Genomic DNA, 19,879 nt, shown 5'->3' on the forward strand with positions numbered 1-19,879 from the left:
ATGAAACGCATTCAACGCAGTTTACACACTGAACGGCTGGCCACCCTGGCACTGGCGGGTGTGCTGATTGTGCTGCAGGGATGCACCGCCATGTCTCGCCCCCGGGCTATGCCGGACGATCCGGCCTACGCTCCGGTTCGTGCTCAATCAATGATGCAGCGCGACCCGGATTCCGGGGCAATTTACCAGGTGTCCAGGAATTACAATCTGTACGGCGATACCAAGGCACTAAACGTGGGTGACGTGCTCACGGTATTGCTGCAGGAATCCACCAGCGCCAGCAAGAACGCTGAAACCTCCATTACCAAGGATCAGGAACTGAGCATTCCTGAACCGAGCATCTTTGGAAAGACAAATATCGGCCTGAACGCTTCTGCCAATTTTGAGCGGGACTTTGAAGGCTCCGCCGAAGCAGACCAGAGCAACAGCCTGGCTGGCAGTATTACCGTAACAGTCACCGAGGTTCTGCCTAATGGTGTGCTTCGTGTCCGCGGCGAGAAGTGGTTGTCTCTCACCAATGGGGATGAATACATCCGGTTGACCGGTCTGGTTCGGCCACAGGATATCCAGCCGGATAATACCGTTGCCTCCAATCGTGTTGCAGATGCCCGGTTTGCCTACGGCGGTACCGGTGATTTTGACCAGGCCAACCAGATGGGCTGGCTGGCTCGCTTCTTTAACAGTGAGTGGTGGCCGCTATGATCCGCAAACTGATTGCTGTTTTTGCCCTTACGGCCCTGTGTGTGGCGCCGGTGATGGCTGACCGCCTGAAAGACCTGGCCAAGGTGAAAGGTGTGCGCAATAACCAATTGATTGGTTATGGCCTGGTGGTCGGTCTTGACGGTACCGGCGACAAAGCGCCGTTTACCAACCAGACTTTCCGCAACATGATGAACCAGTTCGGAATAACCTTGCCGGATGGCGTGAACCCGAATCTGGCCAATGTGGCGGCCGTAACCGTAAGCGCGACTTTGCCAGCCTTTGCCAAAGCCGGGCAGGAGCTGGACATCACGGTTTCATCCATCGGAAATGCCGATAGCCTGCGTGGTGGAACCTTGTTGATGACACCGTTGAAAGGCGCAGACGGTCAGGTATATGCCATGGCACAAGGCAGCCTGGTGGTGGGCGGTTTTGGCGCCCAGGGCCAGGATGGTTCCCGGATTACCGTGAACGTACCCAGCGTCGGCAGAATTCCCAACGGCGCTACCATTGAGCGAGAGGTGGAATCGCCGTTCAACCGGGGCGATACCATCACCTTCAATCTGCTGCGTTCCGACTTTACCACGGCCCGCCGTGTGGTTGAGGCGATCAATGGTCGTCTGGGCCCGGACATGGCTTATGCACACGATGCCACTTCTATATCGGTGCGGGCACCCAGGGACCCATCACAGAGAGTCAGTTTTCTGTCCATTCTGGAGAACATTGAGGTCGATCCGGCTCAGGAAGCCGCAAGAGTGGTGATCAATAGCCGCACCGGCACCATCGTGGTCGGCCAGAATGTAAAAGTGAGCCCGGCTGCCATTACCCATGGCAACCTGACCGTGACTATTCAGGAAAACCCCGAGGTGGTGCAGCCCAATCCTCTGGCTCAGGGTGATACAGCCGTTCAGCAGAATACCCAGATCGCTGTGACGGAAGACCCGGCACGGATGTTCCAGTTCGGCCCGGCAACCACGCTTAACGAAATTGTTCAGGCTGTAAACCAGGTAGGGGCAGCGCCAGGCGATGTGATGGCGGTGCTTGAAGCACTCAAACAGGCTGGCGCGCTTCGTGCCGAATTGATTGTGATCTAGGTATCGCCATGCAGGATCCAAGACTACAGCAAGCCCAGGTCTACACCGATTTCAGTGGTCTGAATGCGCTGAAGACCCAGGCTCGAACTGACAAACAGGCTGCACTGGAGCAGGTTGCGAAGCAGTTCGAGAGCCTGTTCCTGTCAGAGATGCTCAAATCCATGCGCAAGGCAGGCGAGGTATTTGCCGAGGGAAACTACCTGAACAGCAATGAAAGCCAGATGTACCGGGATATGTTCGACAGCCAGATCAGCTTAAGTATGGCCGGTGGTACCGGTACCGGGCTGGCGGAAGCGCTGGTCCGGCAACTGAGTCAACAGATTCCGGGGCTCGGTGAGGATGGAGAGAAACTGGCGGGTCACAAGGGTGTCATTACCGATTACGACCGCAGTATGCCGGCGATTTCCAGAGAGTTGCCGGAGCGAATGGCAGAGGTGGCGGATGTAGCTGCGAAGGTAAAAGCAGAGCCAGCGCAGAAACCCGGCAAGCTGCCGGAGGTATTTGAGTCGCCAGAGCATTTTGTTGAGCAACTGATGCCGTTCGCAGAGCAGATCGGAAAGGAGACCGGCATTGATCCGCGCCTGATGATTGCCCAGGCGGCGCTCGAAACCGGTTGGGGCAAACACATGATCAAAGGTGATGGTTCGCAGCCGAGTTTCAACCTGTTTGGCATCAAGGCAGACAGTCGTTGGAGCGGTGACGCTGTGAGCATTACCACTACCGAATTCCGGGGTGGCGTGGCGATGAAGGAACGGGCAGATTTCCGGGCCTATCCGGACTATGAAGCCAGCTTCCGGGACTACGTTGACTTCCTGCAAAACAATCCCCGTTACCGCGATGTTCTGTCATCGGCAGATCAGCCAGAAGTATTTGCCGAGAAACTGCAGGAAGCGGGTTATGCAACCGATCCGGAATACGGAGCCAAGATCCGTCGGATCATGAATCGTGATTCTCTGATGACACTGTCGATGAGCAGTGACAGAGTAAAGGAGTAACAGATCATGGCGGGCTTGATCGGTATTGGTCTGAGTGGGGTATTGGGGCACCAGGCGGCGCTCAACACCACTGCAAATAACATAACCAACGCAAACACTCCGGGTTACAGTCGCCAGGAGGTCCAGTTCGAGACCCAGGAAGGGCGGCGTACAGGTGCAGGGACCATCGGCAGTGGCGTATCCGTCGCTAATATCCGCCGGCTGGCAGATGCCTATCTGAGTCAGCAGTTACGTGAGGACAGCACACTGTTTGGCGAGCAGAATGCTTTCAACGCCGAACTCACGCGGCTGGATAACCTGTTAGGCGGCGAAGACACCGGTTTGAACAAAGCTCTGAACAACTTTTTCTCGGCTATGCAGAATGCCGCGGAAGACCCTACGTCGTTACCACAACGCCAGCTGGTGCTGAGCGAAGCCCAGCAACTGGTGAATCGCTTTCAGGGCTTGAACCAGGAGTTCATCCAGCAGCGCGAATCGGTAAAAACCCAGATGCAGCAGGGCGTGAAAGATGCCAATACTCTGCTGAAGAGTATCGCTGAACTGAACCTGGCTATTTCTGAATCTCCGGGCCTGGCCCAGGGCAAGGAGCCCCTGGAGCTGATGGATAAGCGGGACGAGAAGTTGCGCCAGTTGTCTGAGCTGGTGAGCATTCGGGTAACGGAAGTTGAAGGCAGCCAGGTGAATGTGTCCCTGTCTAACGGTCTGGCTTTGGTTACCGGCGCCAATGCCGCAGAATTTGCGACCCGAAGCAGTGCGGAAGATCCCACGCGGCTGGAATTTACGCTCTCCAGTGGTGGGCGCACCCTGCTGGTGGATGAACAGATTCAGGGCGGAAAACTGGGTGGCTTGCGTGCCTTTGATGAAATGGCCCTGAAGCCCGCCTTCGATGAGCTCGGCCGGCTGGCGATTGCCATCTCCTCGGCCATAAACCATCAGCATGAGATCGGGATGGACCTCGAAGGCGATCTCGGCGGTAACTTCTTCAGCGATGTGAACAGCCTCGCCGTACAACGCAGCCGGGTGGTGCCGAACGGCAATAACGACCGCACCACCACCGGCCAACTGGCCGTTGAGATTACCGACAGTTCCCAGTTGCCGGCGGGTACCTGGGAGCTGCAGTTCAGTGGTGATGGGCGCAGCTACGAGTTGATCGATACCATCTCGGGCGACACGGTCAAACAGGGCCGGCTTCCAGATCCGGTGCAGTCTGAAATCAACATGCCGGGCTTTAACATTCGTGTTGAAGGTGGCGAATTCAATGCAGGTGACAAGTACCTGATTCAGCCCAGTCGCAATGCTGCCGAAAACATGCAATTGAACATTCGGCGGGAGGAGGATCTTGCTTTTGCCAGCCCCGTTCGTGCGAGTTCCGATGATGGCAATCTGGGCACCGGCACGATCAACCAGGGCAACATGCTTAATGTCCGGAATCCCAATACCGGTGCTTTGCTGGATGACTTCCAGAATTCCGGTCAGTTTGCAGATGGTCCGATTACCGTAACCTTCAGTAATGATGGTGCGGGCAATATTACCTATGAAGTTGCCAACGATAGCGGCGTACTGTTTACCAGTGCCGCGGTGGACAACGATGGGGATGGAACACCGGATGTCTATGATCCCCAGAAGATCAATCAGATTTTCAGTACTCGTCCGGAAGACGAATCCAATGGTCAGTATCGGGGGTTCGTTTTCGAGATAACAGGTGAGCCCGCAGACGGTGATGTATTCACCATCGACTTCAACCGCAATGGCGTTTCTGATAACCGAAACGCCGAGCTGATGGCGGCCCTTGGAACCAAGAATACCCTGAATGGCGGTTCCCAGAACTTTACCGAGGGCTATGCCGGCCTGGTAGAGGATATCGGGGTGAAAACCCGTCAGAGCCAGTTGGATAAAGATGCCGGTGCAACGCTGCTGGAGCAGTCCACCAATCAGCGAGAATCGGTCTCGGGCGTCAATCTGGACGAAGAGGCTGGCAAGCTGATTCAGTACCAGGCTGCGTACAATGCATCGGCCCAGGTTATGTCTGTGGCGCAGGATCTTTTTAACACGTTGCTGCAGAGCTTCCGTTAAGGCGAGGTGATGTCACATGATCAGAATATCATCACAACAGATTTTCTCCGGCGGCATTAATCGTCTGCAGGACATCAACAGCAACCTGATTGATACGCAGCAACAGCTATCGACCGGTAAGAAAGTGAACAAGCCGTCGGATGATCCGGTGGCGGCCGCTCGCATTCTGAAGCTTGACCAGGAGCTTCAGCGTTCGGAAACCTATGGTCGGAATGCCAATCTTGCCGATAACCGCCTGAAGCAGGAAGAAAGCACCCTGGCCAGCGCCGTGGACATTATCCAGAGGGTGAGGGAGCTGACGGTTCAGGCCGGTAATGGTTCTCTGTCTGCCAATGATCGGCAGTCCATCTCTGCCGAACTCAAGGAGCGTCTGGGTCAGCTCGCCAATATTGCGAATACCCGGGATGCGTCAGGAGAGTATATCTTCAGTGGCTTCCAGGGTAGCACTCCCGCCTTTGCCCAGAATGACGATGGCAAATGGGTTTACCAGGGAGACGAAGGGCAGCGGGTTCTGGAAATTGATGACGGTGTGACCGTTCCCATCAGTGATCACGGTAAAGGCATCTTCGTAGACGTAGCCAAAGGGGTTTTCGCTAAAGGATCAACCTCTGTGGATGGATATATATCCGATCTCGAGTTTGTTGCACCCAAGGATATGACAGACGCTTTCAGCCCCAGGGTGCCTGACGATTTTGATATCGCCGTCACCGCCAATGGAGCGGGCGACCTGGAAATATCAGCCTCCTATACACGAGGTGGAACCACCTATCCTTTGGCCGTTGAGCCAGCGGGCGCCCTGGTTGGCGACGAGTTTCAGGTTGCAGGGGTGAAATTAACAATCAACGATGCGCAGGATGGCGATACGTTTACGCTGGGCGTGAATGATAAACAATCTGTCTTTGGTACCATCGAGAACCTGATTGCCGGCCTGGACGGAATTTCCAAAACAACGCCCAAGAGCAGTGCCGAGTACGATGCGCTGATCGCCGAAACCCTGGTCAATCTCGATAACGCCCAGGAGTCGATCATTCTCAAGCAAACCGAGCTTGGTGGCCGGCTCAACGCTGTGGAATCCACCACCGCGTTTCTTGAGGATTCGGAACTCTACACCAAAGAGATTCGTTCCCAGCTACAGGATGTCGATTACGCCGAGGCCATCAGCAACCTCAGTTTCCAGAGCTTCGTATTGCAGGCTGCTCAGCAGTCGTTTGCACAGGTTTCCCAGCTGTCCCTGTTCGATCGACTCTAATTCACTGTGCCGGCGGGTGATTTTTGCCTGCCGGCTGGTTGCTTTCGGGCTCTGGCTCAGTATAATCCCTCCCACTCTCCGATGGCGGCGTGGTGAAATTGGTAGACACGACGGATTCAAAATCCGTTGGGGTAAAACCCGTGGCGGTTCGAGTCCGCCCGCCGCTACCACTTATAGGCCGCAACCTGCGGCATCGTGAATAGCCCGGCCCATGAACGTCTCCGATTTTCATTTTGATCTGCCGGACGAGCTTATCGCCCGTTATCCGCTTAAAGAACGCAGTGCCTCACGCCTGCTCAGTCTTGACGGCCTTTCCGGCCAGACCAGTCATCTGAAATTTACTGACCTTCCGGATCTGCTCCAGCCCGGGGACCTCCTGGTATTCAACAATACCCGTGTTATTCCGGCCCGGTTGTTTGGCCAGAAGGAAACCGGTGGCAAAGTTGAAATACTGGTTGAGCGTTTACTGGGTGAAAAGGAATTGCTCGCCCATACCCGTTCTTCCAAATCTCCCAAGGAAGGCCAGAGACTATTGCTGGAAGATGGAACCGCACTGCGAATGCTGGCGCGGGAAGATGCGCTCTTTCATTTTGTCTATGAAGGGGATGAGGCGTTTCTGGATGTGCTCGAGCGTATCGGTCACATGCCTTTACCGCCTTACATGGAACGGGAAGATGAGCAGTCGGATCGTGAGCGCTATCAGACCGTCTATGCCAAGGAGGCGGGCGCCGTGGCTGCACCCACTGCCGGGCTGCACTTTGATGATGTCGTGTTGTCTGCCCTGAAAGCGAAGGGCATTGAGTTTGCATACGTTACGTTGCACGTTGGCGCTGGCACCTTTCAGCCGGTACGGGTCGACAAGATCGAAGATCATGTCATGCACAGTGAAATCGCCCATGTGCCGGAAGAGACGGTAAACGCCGTCAATGAGGCCCGCGCTCGGGGTGGCCGGGTCGTTGCCGTGGGTACCACTTCCGTCCGCTCTCTGGAGTCGGCCAGCCGGGCAGGGCGTTTGCAGGAGTTCCGGGGCGATACGGATATCTTCATCTACCCTGGTTACCGTTTCCAGACCGTGGACGCCATGATCACCAACTTCCATTTGCCGGAGTCCACACTGATCATGCTGGTCAGTGCGTTTGCAGGCTATAACAACATCATGTCTGCGTATCGCGAGGCGGTGGAGCAAAAGTACCGGTTTTTCAGCTACGGCGATGCCATGTTTCTTACCGCTCAGGAGCCCAGCCGGGGCATGATGCTGGGAACGGATTCCGCCGAGCCACATCAAACCGAATCCCGTGGAGAATCACAGTGAGTGAATCCTGTTTTATGTCCTTCGAGAAACTCGGAGAAGATGGCAAGGCCCGTCGTGGCCGACTGACGTTTCCCCGAGGCGTAGTGGAGACTCCGGCATTCATGCCGGTAGGCACCTATGGCACTGTAAAGGGAATGCTGCCCCGGGACATCGAGGAAATCGGTGCCCATATTATTCTGGGCAATACGTTTCACCTGATGCTGCGCCCCGGCACGGAAGTGGTCAAAGCCCACGGCGACCTGCACGACTTCACCCAGTGGCAGGGGCCAATTCTGACGGATTCCGGCGGTTTCCAGGTTTTTAGCCTGGGCGAGATGCGCAAGATTACCGAGCAGGGTGTGACTTTCCGGTCTCCGGTTGATGGTTCCAAAGTCGAGCTGTCACCGGAAATCGCGATTCAGGTTCAGCGTGATCTGGGCTCTGACATCGTGATGATTTTCGACGAATGCACGCCGTATCCGGCAACGGAAAAGCAGGCGAAAGAGTCCATGGAACTCTCGCTGCGCTGGGCCGAGCGCAGTAAGAGAGCCCACGAGGGCAATCCGGCGGCGCTGTTTGGCATCGTACAGGGCGGTATGTATGAGTCGCTCCGGGATCAGTCCCTGGAGGGCCTGGAAAAGATTGGTTTCGATGGCTATGCCATTGGCGGCCTGTCGGTGGGCGAGCCGAAAGAAGACATGATCCGGATCCTGGATCACCTGCCGCCGAAGATGCCGGACGACAAACCACGCTACCTGATGGGCGTTGGTCGCCCTGAGGATATCGTTGAAGCGGTGCGCCGAGGTGTCGATATGTTCGACTGTGTGATGCCAACCCGCAATGCACGCAATGGCTATCTGTTTACCTCCACCGGTATTGTCAAAATCCGCAATGCCAAGAACCGCCACGACACCGGCCCGCTGGACGAGCGTTGCGATTGCTATACCTGTAAGCATTTTTCCAGGAGCTACCTGCATCACCTTGATAAGTGCGGAGAAATGCTCGGGTCACAGCTCAATACCATTCATAACCTGAGGTTCTATCAGAACCTGATGAGTGGATTGCGTGGGGCCATTGAAGCAGGTACATTGTCGGACTTTGTAAGCGAATTCTATGCCTTACGGGGCGAAACCGTTCCGCCTCTGGGCGATTCCTGAACAAATTTTGCTTTAAATCAGTCAATAAACGGAGAACCTGAATGAAATCAGTCAAATTGCTCATCGCTGGTCTGCTGTCTCTGATGCCTGCTCTGGCCTCGGCTCAGGAAGCGGGTGCCCAGGGAATGAGCGTGATGGGTCAGATCATCTTCTTCGCCGGCTTCATCCTGATTTTCTATTTCCTGATCTGGCGTCCGCAGTCCAAGCGTGCAAAAGAGCATAAGGCCTTGATGTCCGGCCTGAACAAGGGTGATGAAGTGGTTACCTCTGGCGGCGTTGCTGGCAAGATTACCAAAGTGACCGACGACTTCATTGTTCTGGAAGTTGCAGATAACGTTGAAATGAAGGTTCAGAAAGTTGCCGTTGCTGCGGCTCTGCCGAAAGGCACTCTCAAGGACATCTGAGCTGGTTTCCAGGCGCATCCATGATGCGCCTGTTCATTTTCTGACTGGCTGAAACACCAAGACCGGCACGTCTGCCGGCTCGAAGGATTCTCATGCTGAACAAGTATCCTCTCTGGAAAAACCTGGTCATCGTGTTCGCACTGGTGATTGGTTTTATCTATGCCTTACCGAACTTTTTCCCTGACGATTACGCTATCCAGATCACCGGCGCCCGTGGCAGCACCGAAGTTGAGCAGCGAGTGCTTGATCGCGCCCTTGCCAAGCTTGAGCAGGAAGGCATCGAAGTCAAATCAAGCCTGTTGGAAGAGCGAGACGCGCTGATCCGCCTCACCAGCTCCGATGACCAGCTGCGGGCACGCCCCGCTGTTCAGGCGGCTCTTGGCAACGAATACCTGGTGGCCCTGAATATGGCGCCGTCAACGCCGGGCTGGCTGCGTAGCCTTGGAGCAGGCCCAATGAAACTGGGGCTGGATTTACGTGGTGGTGTTCACTTCCTGTTGGAGGTGGATATGGAAACGGCTTTGAATCAGCGTCTGGAAGCGTTGTCTGGTCAGATCAAGCGAGAGCTGAGGGAAGAGCGCATCCGCTACCGCGGTGGCGACATTGAGGATCAGGCCCGCATTGTACTGAGCTTCCGTGACGAAGCTGCACGTAGCGAGGCGTTTGAGCTGGTTCGCGATCAGTACAACGAGTTCCTGTTGGATGAGACAACAGAAGGTGAAGAGTTTCTGCTGACGCTGACACTGTCCGAAGCAGAAGTTCGGAACATCCAGGAATACGCTCTTGAACAGAACCTGACCACCATCCGCAACCGGGTGAATGAACTGGGCGTGGCCGAGCCGCTGGTTCAGCGTCAGGGGGCAGACCGCATTATTGTAGAGCTGCCAGGTGTGCAGGATACCGCTCAGGCCAAGCGTGTACTTGGCGCGACGGCTAACCTGGAATTCCGGATGGAAGCTCGGCAGGATGCGCCGTCCGCCGAGACCGAACAGTTTCCTTTCCGGGATAATTCACAGCGTACCGCACGTCTTGAGCGGGATGTGATTGCCACTGGTAACAACGTTGCCAATGCCCAGCAGGCGTTCGATGAGAATGGCCAGCCGCAGGTCAATATCACCATGGACTCCGTTGGTGGTGACCTGATGAATCGGGCGACACGCAATAGCATCGGCCGCCGTATGGCAGTGTTGTTCATTGAATACCGCACCGAAACCGAGACCCGGGAAGTTAACGGAGAAATCGTTGAAACTGAAAACCGGGTCGTGGAAAAAGGCATTATCAGCCTGGCGACAGTGCAGTCAGCGCTGGGGAGCAGCTTCCGGATTACTGGTCTGGATTCCATCCCCGAAGCGGCTGAGCTCGCACTGCTGCTGAGGGCCGGTGCTCTGGCTGCGCCCATGTACTTTGTGCAGGAGCGCACCATCGGGCCAAGCCTGGGGCAGAAGAATATCGATGCCGGGATGATGTCGGTGATGCTCGGCTTCGGGCTGGTGTTGCTTTACATGCTGGTGTTCTACCGCGGCTTCGGATTGGTGGCCAATGTTGCGCTGACGCTTAACCTGATGTTGCTGGTTGCATGCATGTCAATCCTATCTGCCACGCTGACGTTGCCGGGTATCGCGGGTATCGTTCTTACGGTGGGTATGGCCGTTGATGCGAACGTTCTGATCTTTGAGCGTATCAAGGAAGAGCTGAAGGCGGGGGTGCCGCCACAAAGCGCCATTAATGCCGGTTATGGTCGCGCCTTTGTGTCGATTTTCGATGCCAATATCACAACCCTTCTGGTTGCCGTCATTCTGTTTGCCATGGGCTCCGGACCGGTGAAGGGCTTCGCAGTTACCCTGTGTATCGGTATTCTCACTTCCATGTTCTCGGGCCTGATGGTGAGCCGCGGCATAGTGAATCTGGTTTATGGCGGTCGCAGGGTCGAGAAATTGTCCATCGGGGGGAAGCTTGAAAATGCCTGATATGGAAAAGCAGCCGTTTGATTTCATGGGCTTGCGGAAGATAGCTTCCGTACTTTCTATTGTTTTGGTGGTGGCCTCCATTGCGCTGTTGGGGGTGCGTGGCCTGAATCTGGGTATGGACTTTACCGGGGGAACCTCGGTGGAGCTCGAATACGCTGAAGCTCCTAGCCTGGACGGAATCAGAAACACCCTTACCGAGGCGGGGTACGAGCAGTTTGCGGTTCAGAATTTCGGAGCCGATACTACGGTACTGATCCGGATGGCAGAGGCCGGGAATGACGAACTGGCGCTGGAAGTGGCCGGCGTGCTGGCGGCGGACGGAGCTGACCTTGAGTTGGTCAGCTCTGAATTTGTCGGTTCTCAGGTGGGCGAAGAGCTCAAAGAAGACAGTGGGCTGGGGCTGCTGATCGCCCTCGCGGTGGTACTGATCTACGTGGGTATGCGCTTCCAGTTCAAGTTTGGTATCGCCTCGGTGATTCCTCTGGCGCACGACGTCATCATTGTTCTGGGGGTGTTCGCGCTGTTTCAGTGGACCTTCGACCTGACGGTGCTGGCGGCGTTGCTGGCGGTTATCGGGTATTCCCTGAACGATACCATCGTTGTTGCTGACCGGATTCGGGAGAATTTCAGAAAAATGCGCGTAGGTGAGGCCTGGGACATTATCAACCAGTCGATCCACGAGACCATTACCCGAACCATTAATACTTCTGGTACCACGCTGGTTGTATTGTTGGCGCTGTATTTCCTGGGTGGCGAAGCGATCAATAACTTTGCGCTTGCCCTGATTATCGGTGTCGTTGTCGGTACCTATTCGTCCATCTACGTGTCCGCGAATATGTTGATGGTGATGGGCGTGACCCGCGAAGATCTGATGGTTCCCGCGAAAGAGGGTACCGGTGAGGAAGAAGAGGAGCAGCCGCCGGAGTGGTTGAACCGGATGTAAGCTCCGGGTCTTTTCCAGGCCACAAAAAAAACCGCCATCCGTGAGGAGTGGCGGTTTTTTTGTGGCCCTGTCTTTCTTAACGCGGCAGTCGACCCCGGAAGGGGTGCAGCGTTTTGAGCAGTTCCCGGAACAGCTTTGGATTGGCGACGACCAGTTGTCTGGCGGCTCCAACCGCGGGGTTGCCGGAGAAGTCACCGGTCAGGGCGCCGGACTCCATGGCCAGTGTTACGCCGAGATCAAAATCTGCTGCCTGTGGTCGGAAGATCACGGCCGCATCCAGCAGGCCAGCAGACACTCGCGCGATATCGAGTGTCACGCAGCCCGAGGTGCGGAACATGGCGGTGTCGCGAGCCAGGACGGCTGCCATCTCGCCCCAGATCATGGGGTCATCGCCCTGGCGGGCCTGGTCGAGGAGGTTGGTGGCCAGTGCTGCCTTGGCGGGCACTTTTACTTCGGACGTGCGCACGCGGCGGCTGTTCAGGACAGCGCCGTGGCCTCGGCTGGCAGAGTACTCTTCGCCGGTAATCGGGTTAACCAGCAGCAGGTTTTCGGTGCGGTTGTTCTTTTTCTGGGCCAGGGCAAGAACAAATTCGGGAATGCCTCGCACAAAATTGTCGCGGCCGAGAACCGGGAATATGTGCCAGCTTTTATCGTGGTTGCCGGCGTCGGACTCGCCCAGAGGCGCGATCACATGATCCTTGTAGGCCTTTTCCAGTTGTTCGGTGAAGTTGTCGTAAATGGACTGCTCCACTCGCTCCAGTTGCCGGTGGCGTTCGGACTCATCCTTACCGTTAGGCTCCTGGCGCTCGAAATGGGCTTTCAGGTAGTCAGATCCCTGGCGGGCAACGCGCAGGGCCATTTTAATTGCTGGTTGCATCTGAGTGTTCATTATCCGGGTGTGTGAAGGCCGGCCATGATAGCAAAAACTGCCCCGCCTTGTACGTTTTTTGGCTTAGCAAAAGCACGGATACCACGGGGTTGCGGCATTTCCGGAGAGCAGGTTGGCCGGTAATTCTGGTATCATGCCACTCTTTTATCACTTTTCTTGAAGTAACAGGCCCGATGACCATGAACAAGCCCGCGCTGCCGGTGGAAAGCACTGATACCTACCATGATCAGGTTCGCATCGTCCTGGTGGAAACTACCCACTCGGGCAATATTGGCGCCGTCGCCCGCGCCATGAAAAACATGGGGCTTGGAAATCTATGGCTGGTTAACCCAAAGTCGTTTCCGGACGAAGCCTCTTATGCCCGGGCTTCATCGGCGTCGGATGTGCTGGATCGGGCTCAGGTGGTTTCCAGTCTTGACGAGGCGTTGTCAGACTGTGTCCTCGTGATGGGTACCAGCGCACGCGGGCGGAAGGTTCCCTGGCCCGTTATTTCCCCGCCCCAGGCTGCCGTCACCGCGGCGGAAAACAGTGCTCGTGGTCCTGTCGCCCTGGTGTTTGGGCGTGAGAGCAATGGGTTGTCCAATGAAGAGCTTCAGCGCTGCCATTATCACATCCATATCCCCTCGAACCCGGACTACAGCTCACTGAATCTGGCAATGGCGGTGCAGGTGGTTTGTTATGAATTGCGGATGCATTATCTTCGTGGGCTTGAAGAGGTGGAAAGCAGTCCCTACCTTGAGTCCATGGTCGAACCCGGGGACCGCGGATGGGATGTGCCGCCCGCAACGGTGAATGATGTTGAAGGATTTTTCGGTCATCTCGAGCAGGTATTGCAGGATGTGGATTTTCACCGCCGGGAGAATCCCAGGCAGTTGATGACACGGTTGCGCCGGTTGTTTCAGCGGGCAAAGCTGGACCAGATGGAAATCAATATTCTCCGGGGTATTCTGACATCGGTTCAGAAGGCCACCGTTGCCCGCGAAGGGGTTGGCAGGAACACGACAGCGGCTGGTGCCGTGGATGAGGGGCAGGAATAACGTCATGTTTGAGCGTTTACGGGAAGATGTAAAAAGCGTATTTCACCGTGATCCGGCGGCCAGGAACACCTTTGAGGTGTTAACCAACTACCCGGGATTGCACGCGCTGTTGTTTCATCGCTTCTCCCACTGGCTGTGGAGCATGGGGCTGAAGTGGCTGGCGCGGACGATTTCTACGCTGGCGAGATGGTTTACCGGTATCGAGATTCATCCTGGCGCAACCATTGGTCGCCGCTTCTTTATCGACCATGGCATGGGTGTGGTGATTGGTGAAACCACGGTGATTGGAGACGATGTCACGCTCTACCAGGGCGTGACGCTTGGCGGCACCAGCTGGAACAAGGGCAAGCGGCATCCAACCATCGGTAATGGTGTGGTAGTGGGTGCCGGCGCAAAGATTCTTGGGCCATTTGAAGTGGGTGAGGGTGCGAAGATCGGCTCCAACTCTGTGGTAACTAAGGCGGTTCCGCCTGGCGCAACCGTGGTAGGCATCCCGGGAAGGGTCATCGTCAAGCGTAAAGGTGAAGACGACGTGCGCCGCAAGGAGATGGAGGAGCGTATGGGCTTCGACGCCTACGGCGTAACCGAGGAAATGCCGGACCCGGTCGCAAGATCGGTCAGGGCATTGCTGGACCACATGCATGCGGTGGATGATCGGATTGAGAATATGTGCAAGGCGCTTCGCAAGGTGAACGCCGAGTATCAGAATGGCGAGCTGCCTCCCTTGCATGATGAGGATTTCGACTGCGTTCGCGATGAGTCTGATGAGCGGGAGCGTGGCTGAATACTTGACTGTTTTAGTTGGTCAATTCATACTCGCTCCAGTGAATCGAGATTCAATCCCATCATTGGGGCTGAGGTTATGAAACTGACCACGAAAGGCCGCTATGCCGTTACGGCAATGCTGGATCTTGCGCTGCATGCAGGGCAGGGGCCGGTGAGTCTGGCGGATATTTCAGCCCGACAGGAAATATCCCTTTCTTACCTGGAGCAGCTGTTCTCTCGACTGCGCAGGCAGAAATTGGTGGTAAGTGTACGCGGCCCCGGTGGCGGTTATCGCCTGAGCCGCTCCGCAGATGAGGTTTTCGTGGCCGAAGTGGTCGACGCTGTGAGTGAGTCCCTTGATACTACGCGTTGCGGTAACAAAGGTGACTGCCAGAACGGCGAGAAATGCCTTACCCACCATCTCTGGTCTGATCTCAGTGACCAGATTCATCAATTCCTGAGTGAAATCAGTCTCGGGGATCTGATGCGCAAACACGAAATCCGGCAAGTGGCTGATCGTCAGAACCGCAAGCAGTCTGATGAAAGTGCCGACGCTATCAATACCCAAAGACTGACTGACCAGGCCACGGCCTGATAACCCGACCTCTTTTGCCTATGAAAAAGCCCGTCTATCTGGACTATGCGGCGACGACGCCCGTTGATCCCGCCGTTGCTGAAGACATGATGAAGTACCTGACCCTGGATGGGGTGTTTGGCAATCCGGCTTCCCGCTCTCATGGTTATGGCTGGCAGGCCGAAGCCGCCGTTGAAAATGCTCGTCGACAGGTGGCGGATCTGATCCACGCAGACCCCCGGGAGATTGTCTGGACTTCCGGAGCCACAGAATCTGACAATCTTGCCATCAAGGGTGTGGCGGAGCTACGCGATAATCCCCATATCGTGACATCCCGCATTGAGCACAAGGCTGTCATTGATACCTGTAAGTGGCTGGAGCAGCAGGGCATTGAGGTTACCTGGCTGGAGCCGGGAGTTGATGGCAGGGTGTCCGTTGAGTCTGTCGAATCCGCCCTTCGGGATAATACGGCCCTGGTCAGCCTGATGATGGTCAACAATGAGCTTGGGTCGCTGACCGACATCCGCGCAATCGGCCGGTGCTTGAGAAAGCGTGGCGTGCTGTTTCATGTTGATGCCGCCCAGGCCGCCGGCAAGCTGCCAGTGGATGTTGCGGATCTTGAGGTGGATTTGCTCTCTCTTTCGGCTCACAAGGTTTATGGCCCGAAAGGCGTAGGGGCGCTGTATGTCCGGCGAGCGCCGGAGGTTCGCATTGCAGCACAGATGCATGGCGGCGGACATGAGCGCGGCATGCGATCGGGCACACTGGCCACGCATCAGATCGTGGGCATGGGGCGGGCCTTCGAGCTGGCACGTACCGGGCTTGATGCCGAAATAAGTAAACTGGAACAGATGCGCGCGGCGTTCCTGGACGGGCTTGAGGGGCTTGACGGAGTTCACTTTAATGGCAGTCGGGAACATCGTGTGCCGGGTATTGTCAATCTGTCGTTTGAGGGTGTTGAAGCCGAGTCGTTGATGCTCGGCCTTCGCAACCTTGCGGTGTCCTCGGGCTCCGCCTGCGCTTCAGCAACGGTCGAGCCTTCTTATGTATTGCGAGGAATAGGCGTCAGCGATGAGCTGGCTCACCGGGCGCTCAGGTTCTCCTTTGGCAGGTTCACCACCGAAGAGGAGGTTGCATTTGCCTGTTCCCAGATTATTGAAGTTGTGGAGCGACTTCGCTCGGTGCGGTAGGCAGTTGCACCCTGACTGCGTATAATCCCACCTCTGAATTTTCAACCCTGAACTAACTGGAGAAATACCATGGCAAACGAGCGCACGCTCTCCATTATCAAGCCCGACGCAGTCGCCAAGAACGTGATCGGCGAAATCTACAGCCGTTTCGAGAAGGCGGACCTGAAAATCGTTGCTGCCAAGATGATGCACCTTACTCAGGAGCAGGCTGAGGGCTTTTACGCCGAGCACAAAGAGCGCCCGTTCTTTAATGATCTGGTTGCATTCATGACCTCTGGCCCGGTTGTGGTTCAGGTGCTGGAAGGCGAGGGCGCTATCCTGAAGAATCGTGAGCTGATGGGTGCTACCAACCCTAAAGAAGCGGAAGCTGGCACCATTCGTGCGGATTTTGCTTCCTCCATCGACGCCAACGCTGTCCATGGTTCTGACTCTGCTGCCTCCGCTGAGCGTGAAGTGGCTTATTTCTTCAACGACAACGAAATCTGCCCGCGCGGCTGAGGTTGTTGTTTCAGGGGTGCCCGGCAGGGTGCCCCTGAATTGGTTATCTGATCGAGGTTATGTGATGACGGGCGCCGCCGAAAAAGTCAATCTTCTGGGAATGCCCAAGGCAAAACTGGAGGCGTTTTTTGAAACCCTGGGGGAAAAGCGTTTCCGTGCCCAGCAGGTTCTCCAGTGGATGCATCAGCGTGGTGTTGATGACTTCGATCAAATGACCAATATGAGCAAGTCGCTGCGCGAACAGCTCAAGGAAGTTGCCGAGATTCGTGGCCCCGAGGTCGTCTATGATGAGACATCAAAAGACGGTACCCGGAAATGGGTCATGCGCATGGATAACGGCAACAGCGTTGAAACCGTCCTGATTCCGGATGGCGAGCGTGGAACCCTCTGCGTGTCCTCGCAAATCGGTTGCAGTCTCGACTGTACCTTCTGCTCCACCGGCAAGCGTGGTTTTAACCGCAATCTGACGGCCGCCGAGATCATTGGCCAGGTGTGGGTTGCACGACGGGCGTTCATGCCGTTCGATCCCAATGACCGGCCTATCACCAACGTGGTGATGATGGGGATGGGCGAGCCCCTGCTTAATTTTGAGAACGTGGTCGATGCCATGAATCTCATGATGGAAGATCTCGCTTACGGCATCTCAAAGCGTCGGGTGACGCTCAGTACATCCGGAGTGGTGCCAGCACTGGATCGTCTCGGCGAAGTTACCGATGTTTCACTGGCCATCTCACTCCATGCACCTAATGATGAATTGAGAAACCAGTTGGTTCCCCTGAACAAGAAATACCCGATTGCCGAACTGCTGGCCGCGACCCGGCGCTACCTTTCACGACTGCCGGACAAGCGCAAAGCCACGATTGAGTACACGGTGATTGAAGGAGTGAATGATCAACCGGAACATGCCCGGGAGCTGGTGGTGTTGTTAAAAGGGTTGCCCTGCAAGATCAACCTGATTCCATTCAATCCGTTTCCGGAAAGTGATTTCCGCCGGCCAAGCATGAACGCAACCCGGAGGTTCCAGACCGTGCTCAACGAGGCCGGTTATGTCACGACGATCCGCACCACCCGCGGAGACGATATCGATGCCGCCTGCGGTCAGTTGGTAGGGCGGGTCGAAGACCGGACGCGCAGAAGCCAACGTTATATCGCAGTACAACAGGTCAACCCCTGATAACCGTCGGGTGGAGACAACAGGAGAAGGTGTTTGTTGATGGCAAAGGACGTTACCGTGAAACTCGTTTCCGCTGTGGTTCTGGTTATCGGGGTCATGTTATCGGGCTGTGTCACCACCACCGATAGCCGGTTCAGCCGTGAAGCCGACCGACAGAAAGCCCTCAACAATTATGTTCAACTGGCGACTGCCTACATTGGTCAGGGGAATCTGGATCGTGCCCGTGACCACCTGGAGCGGGCGTTAGAAATCGACAGCCGAAGCGCACCGGCACTTGCTGCCCGGGGCCTGGTGCTGAGCGCGGAGGGTGAGGAAAGCCTGGCGGAAAAAAGCTTCCGGGATGCCATTGCCTCAGATGGAGACTATACCCGCGGACGAGTGTATTACGGTGCTTTCCTGTATAGCCTCAAACGGTTTGAGGAGGCCCGGGACCAGTTCCGGATAGCCTCACGTGATACGGAGTACAAAGACCGGGGAGCCGTTTTTTATAACCTCGGGCTGACAGAAGAACGGCTTGGGTCGCTGGAATCGGCCGAAGCTGCCTATCGGCGTGCCGTGGAGCTTACGCGGGGCGAAGCCCGCACCCTGTTGTCCCTCTCTCGGGTGCTGGTTGAGCAGGATAACTTTTCTCAGGCCTCTCGATACTACAGCCGTCTTCAGACCATGATACAGCGCAATACCCGGTTGACGCATTCACCGGAGAGTCTGTATACCGGTATCCGGATTGCCCGGCATTTCCAGGACAGGGATCAGGAAGCGAGCCTGGCACTATTGCTCAGAAACGAGTATCCGGAATCTGTCGAATATCAACAATATAAGGTACTGATTGCCAATGACCGGTGAGGAGCAGTCACAGCCAGCTTCCGAGGCCTCGGTTGGCCAGCAGCTAAGGCGCGCCCGGGAAAAGCTCGGGCTCAGCGTTTCAGACATTGCAGATCAGCAACACCTGCGCCCTTCGGTAATCCAGTCCATCGAGGAAGGTGATTACAGCAAGGTTGATACCGAGTTGTTTCTCAAAGGGTATGTTCGAACCTATGCCCGCCAGGTGCAACTGAATGCAGACGCCCTGATTGCAGCGCTCGACTCGGAACTTGAGCCCCTGCGTCAGCAGCGGGAGCAGGAGCACCAGTCCAATCCTCTGGTTGATATCGAGCGCAAGAAAAAACGAAAGCGGCAGATTGCCAAACTGGTTGTGTTGCTGGCATTCCTCGGGGTAGTTGGCTTTCTGGCGTATAGCTATCTCGTAAAACCGGTGTCGGAGCCGGTTCAAAGTAATGCCGACGGTATCTCGGAGTCTCTGGAAGCACGGAGTGGCGAGGCCGTTAGCGATGCCAGTGCTGGACCGGAAGATGCGCCCTCCGTTATCGAAGAGGCTGAACAGCCGGCCGAACCGGAACAGATGGATTCCGGCACCGGTTCAGTCGGAAACGTTGAAACAGAGAACGGCGCCGTGACGGATACTGAAGCTCTGAGCGAACCGACCGCCAGTGGAGGCCTCGGCCAGGAAGAGTTGCTGTCAGAGCAGCCTTCGGTGGAACAGCCGCCCGCTGTTGCGCAATCCCCGGATCCCGCTCTGACCGAGTCTGAAGTGATGGAGGACCCGGTTGAAACCGTGAGGTTGGCCATGACGTTCAGCGACGACTGCTGGATTCAGGTCACAGATGGTGCGGGCAATCGACTGGCCAGTGCATTACGCCGAGAGGGCGATGCCCTGGACGTGAGCGGACAGCCACCGCTCAGAGTTGTGGTGGGCGCCATGAGCGCGGTGGAGTCCCTGGAATTTCAGGGCGAACCAATGGATCTTGGTAATTTTCGCGTCGTAAATAACCGGTCAGAGTTTACGCTCGAGCCCTGAGCAGAATTTTCTTCCCAAAGATTTC

General features: G+C 56.1%; 19 protein-coding genes and 1 tRNA gene. 19 read left to right on the forward strand and 1 reads right to left on the reverse strand.

What is annotated here, in order from left to right; translation table 11 throughout:
* The 11 genes from flgH (at window position 1) to secF (ending at window position 11,872) form a co-directional block, all read left to right on the forward strand.
* The gene (flgH, locus tag ACAM27_RS10345; protein WP_222533645.1) at window positions 1-702 is read left to right on the forward strand and encodes a flagellar basal body L-ring protein FlgH; all 702 of its coding nucleotides are present in this window, start codon (window positions 1-3) and stop codon (window positions 700-702) included.
* On the forward strand, window positions 699-1,793 hold the full coding sequence (locus tag ACAM27_RS10350) for a flagellar basal body P-ring protein FlgI (protein ID WP_014421750.1): 1,095 nt from the start codon (window positions 699-701) through the stop codon (window positions 1,791-1,793). The genes flgH and ACAM27_RS10350 overlap by 4 nt, the downstream gene beginning before the upstream one ends.
* 8 nt (window positions 1,794-1,801) lie before the next feature.
* Window positions 1,802-2,788, forward strand: coding sequence for a flagellar assembly peptidoglycan hydrolase FlgJ (gene flgJ / locus ACAM27_RS10355; RefSeq protein WP_014421749.1), 987 nt, complete (start codon window positions 1,802-1,804; stop codon window positions 2,786-2,788).
* 6 nt (window positions 2,789-2,794) lie between these two features.
* The gene (gene flgK, locus ACAM27_RS10360; RefSeq protein ID WP_113879654.1) at window positions 2,795-4,861 is read left to right on the forward strand and encodes a flagellar hook-associated protein FlgK; all 2,067 of its coding nucleotides are present in this window, start codon (window positions 2,795-2,797) and stop codon (window positions 4,859-4,861) included.
* A gap of 16 nt (window positions 4,862-4,877) precedes the next feature.
* Entirely contained in the window at window positions 4,878-6,110 is a 1,233-nt protein-coding gene (flgL, locus tag ACAM27_RS10365; RefSeq protein WP_014421747.1) for a flagellar hook-associated protein FlgL, read from the forward strand.
* 83 nt (window positions 6,111-6,193) lie between these two features.
* A tRNA-Leu gene (locus ACAM27_RS10370) sits at window positions 6,194-6,280 on the forward strand.
* 41 nt (window positions 6,281-6,321) lie between these two features.
* On the forward strand, window positions 6,322-7,422 hold the full coding sequence (gene queA / locus ACAM27_RS10375; RefSeq protein ID WP_014421746.1) for a tRNA preQ1(34) S-adenosylmethionine ribosyltransferase-isomerase QueA: 1,101 nt from the start codon (window positions 6,322-6,324) through the stop codon (window positions 7,420-7,422).
* A gap of 14 nt (window positions 7,423-7,436) precedes the next feature.
* On the forward strand, window positions 7,437-8,558 hold the full coding sequence (gene tgt / locus ACAM27_RS10380) for a tRNA guanosine(34) transglycosylase Tgt (RefSeq protein WP_031209823.1): 1,122 nt from the start codon (window positions 7,437-7,439) through the stop codon (window positions 8,556-8,558).
* Window positions 8,559-8,599: 41 nt separating this feature from the next.
* On the forward strand, window positions 8,600-8,962 hold the full coding sequence (gene yajC, locus ACAM27_RS10385; protein ID WP_011784624.1) for a preprotein translocase subunit YajC: 363 nt from the start codon (window positions 8,600-8,602) through the stop codon (window positions 8,960-8,962).
* A 92-nt stretch (window positions 8,963-9,054) separates the two neighbouring features.
* A complete protein-coding gene (gene secD / locus ACAM27_RS10390) occupies window positions 9,055-10,929 on the forward strand; it encodes a protein translocase subunit SecD (RefSeq protein ID WP_369611906.1) in 1,875 nt (624 codons plus the stop codon).
* Window positions 10,922-11,872 carry a protein translocase subunit SecF gene (secF, locus tag ACAM27_RS10395; protein ID WP_041654775.1) on the forward strand — a complete coding sequence of 317 codons (951 nt, stop codon included), beginning with the start codon at window positions 10,922-10,924 and terminating at the stop codon, window positions 11,870-11,872. The genes secD and secF overlap by 8 nt, the downstream gene beginning before the upstream one ends.
* A gap of 76 nt (window positions 11,873-11,948) precedes the next feature.
* Here secF and ACAM27_RS10400 read toward each other — a convergent pair whose 3' ends face one another.
* Complete coding sequence (locus ACAM27_RS10400) at window positions 11,949-12,749, reverse strand: inositol monophosphatase family protein (protein ID WP_041654773.1); 801 nt, start codon at window positions 12,747-12,749, stop codon at window positions 11,949-11,951.
* Window positions 12,750-12,940: 191 nt separating this feature from the next.
* Between ACAM27_RS10400 and trmJ the strand changes: the two genes are divergently transcribed.
* The 8 genes from trmJ to ACAM27_RS10440 all read left to right on the forward strand — a co-directional run bounded on the left by trmJ (window position 12,941) and on the right by ACAM27_RS10440 (window position 19,854).
* Window positions 12,941-13,798, forward strand: a complete 858-nt coding sequence (gene trmJ / locus ACAM27_RS10405) for a tRNA (cytosine(32)/uridine(32)-2'-O)-methyltransferase TrmJ (protein WP_049756923.1) — start codon at window positions 12,941-12,943, stop codon at window positions 13,796-13,798.
* Window positions 13,799-13,802: 4 nt separating this feature from the next.
* Window positions 13,803-14,582, forward strand: coding sequence for a serine O-acetyltransferase (gene cysE / locus ACAM27_RS10410; protein WP_014421741.1), 780 nt, complete (start codon window positions 13,803-13,805; stop codon window positions 14,580-14,582).
* Between the two features lie 78 nt (window positions 14,583-14,660).
* The gene (gene iscR / locus ACAM27_RS10415) at window positions 14,661-15,158 is read left to right on the forward strand and encodes a Fe-S cluster assembly transcriptional regulator IscR (protein WP_011784630.1); all 498 of its coding nucleotides are present in this window, start codon (window positions 14,661-14,663) and stop codon (window positions 15,156-15,158) included.
* 20 nt (window positions 15,159-15,178) lie between these two features.
* Window positions 15,179-16,327, forward strand: a complete 1,149-nt coding sequence (locus ACAM27_RS10420) for an IscS subfamily cysteine desulfurase (protein WP_222197841.1) — start codon at window positions 15,179-15,181, stop codon at window positions 16,325-16,327.
* Window positions 16,328-16,396: 69 nt separating this feature from the next.
* A complete protein-coding gene (gene ndk, locus ACAM27_RS10425; protein ID WP_011784632.1) occupies window positions 16,397-16,825 on the forward strand; it encodes a nucleoside-diphosphate kinase in 429 nt (142 codons plus the stop codon).
* A 64-nt stretch (window positions 16,826-16,889) separates the two neighbouring features.
* Window positions 16,890-17,999, forward strand: a complete 1,110-nt coding sequence (rlmN, locus tag ACAM27_RS10430; RefSeq protein ID WP_011784633.1) for a 23S rRNA (adenine(2503)-C(2))-methyltransferase RlmN — start codon at window positions 16,890-16,892, stop codon at window positions 17,997-17,999.
* Window positions 18,000-18,038: 39 nt separating this feature from the next.
* Window positions 18,039-18,842 (forward strand): type IV pilus biogenesis/stability protein PilW, encoded by an 804-nt coding sequence (gene pilW / locus ACAM27_RS10435; RefSeq protein WP_023011061.1) that lies wholly within the window; start codon window positions 18,039-18,041, stop codon window positions 18,840-18,842.
* Window positions 18,832-19,854 carry a RodZ domain-containing protein gene (locus ACAM27_RS10440; protein WP_369611907.1) on the forward strand — a complete coding sequence of 341 codons (1,023 nt, stop codon included), beginning with the start codon at window positions 18,832-18,834 and terminating at the stop codon, window positions 19,852-19,854. Before pilW ends, ACAM27_RS10440 begins: the two co-directional genes overlap by 11 nt.
* Window positions 19,855-19,879 lie beyond the last annotated feature (25 nt).

The sequence above is a fragment of the Marinobacter sp. RI1 genome (assembly GCF_041155085.1).
Lineage (GTDB): Bacteria > Pseudomonadota > Gammaproteobacteria > Pseudomonadales > Oleiphilaceae > Marinobacter > Marinobacter nauticus.

Bases quoted from the DNA above. Each gene is read 5' to 3' on its own strand.
- iscR (WP_011784630.1), top strand. From the start codon at position 14,661: ATGAAACTGACCACGAAAGGCCGCTATGCCGTTACGGCAATGCTGGAT.
- yajC (WP_011784624.1), top strand. From the start codon at position 8,600: ATGAAATCAGTCAAATTGCTCATCGCTGGTCTGCTGTCTCTGATGCCT.
- pilW (WP_023011061.1), top strand. From the start codon at position 18,039: ATGGCAAAGGACGTTACCGTGAAACTCGTTTCCGCTGTGGTTCTGGTT.
- rlmN (WP_011784633.1), top strand. From the start codon at position 16,890: ATGACGGGCGCCGCCGAAAAAGTCAATCTTCTGGGAATGCCCAAGGCA.
- secF (WP_041654775.1), top strand. From the start codon at position 10,922: ATGCCTGATATGGAAAAGCAGCCGTTTGATTTCATGGGCTTGCGGAAG.
- secD (WP_369611906.1), top strand. From the start codon at position 9,055: ATGCTGAACAAGTATCCTCTCTGGAAAAACCTGGTCATCGTGTTCGCA.
- ACAM27_RS10420 (WP_222197841.1), top strand. From the start codon at position 15,179: ATGAAAAAGCCCGTCTATCTGGACTATGCGGCGACGACGCCCGTTGAT.
- ACAM27_RS10440 (WP_369611907.1), top strand. From the start codon at position 18,832: ATGACCGGTGAGGAGCAGTCACAGCCAGCTTCCGAGGCCTCGGTTGGC.
- flgK (WP_113879654.1), top strand. From the start codon at position 2,795: ATGGCGGGCTTGATCGGTATTGGTCTGAGTGGGGTATTGGGGCACCAG.
- ACAM27_RS10350 (WP_014421750.1), top strand. From the start codon at position 699: ATGATCCGCAAACTGATTGCTGTTTTTGCCCTTACGGCCCTGTGTGTG.
- cysE (WP_014421741.1), top strand. From the start codon at position 13,803: ATGTTTGAGCGTTTACGGGAAGATGTAAAAAGCGTATTTCACCGTGAT.
- ACAM27_RS10400 (WP_041654773.1), bottom strand. From the start codon at position 12,749: ATGCAACCAGCAATTAAAATGGCCCTGCGCGTTGCCCGCCAGGGATCT.
- flgJ (WP_014421749.1), top strand. From the start codon at position 1,802: ATGCAGGATCCAAGACTACAGCAAGCCCAGGTCTACACCGATTTCAGT.
- flgL (WP_014421747.1), top strand. From the start codon at position 4,878: ATGATCAGAATATCATCACAACAGATTTTCTCCGGCGGCATTAATCGT.
- tgt (WP_031209823.1), top strand. From the start codon at position 7,437: ATGTCCTTCGAGAAACTCGGAGAAGATGGCAAGGCCCGTCGTGGCCGA.
- flgH (WP_222533645.1), top strand. From the start codon at position 1: ATGAAACGCATTCAACGCAGTTTACACACTGAACGGCTGGCCACCCTG.
- queA (WP_014421746.1), top strand. From the start codon at position 6,322: ATGAACGTCTCCGATTTTCATTTTGATCTGCCGGACGAGCTTATCGCC.
- trmJ (WP_049756923.1), top strand. From the start codon at position 12,941: ATGAACAAGCCCGCGCTGCCGGTGGAAAGCACTGATACCTACCATGAT.
- ndk (WP_011784632.1), top strand. From the start codon at position 16,397: ATGGCAAACGAGCGCACGCTCTCCATTATCAAGCCCGACGCAGTCGCC.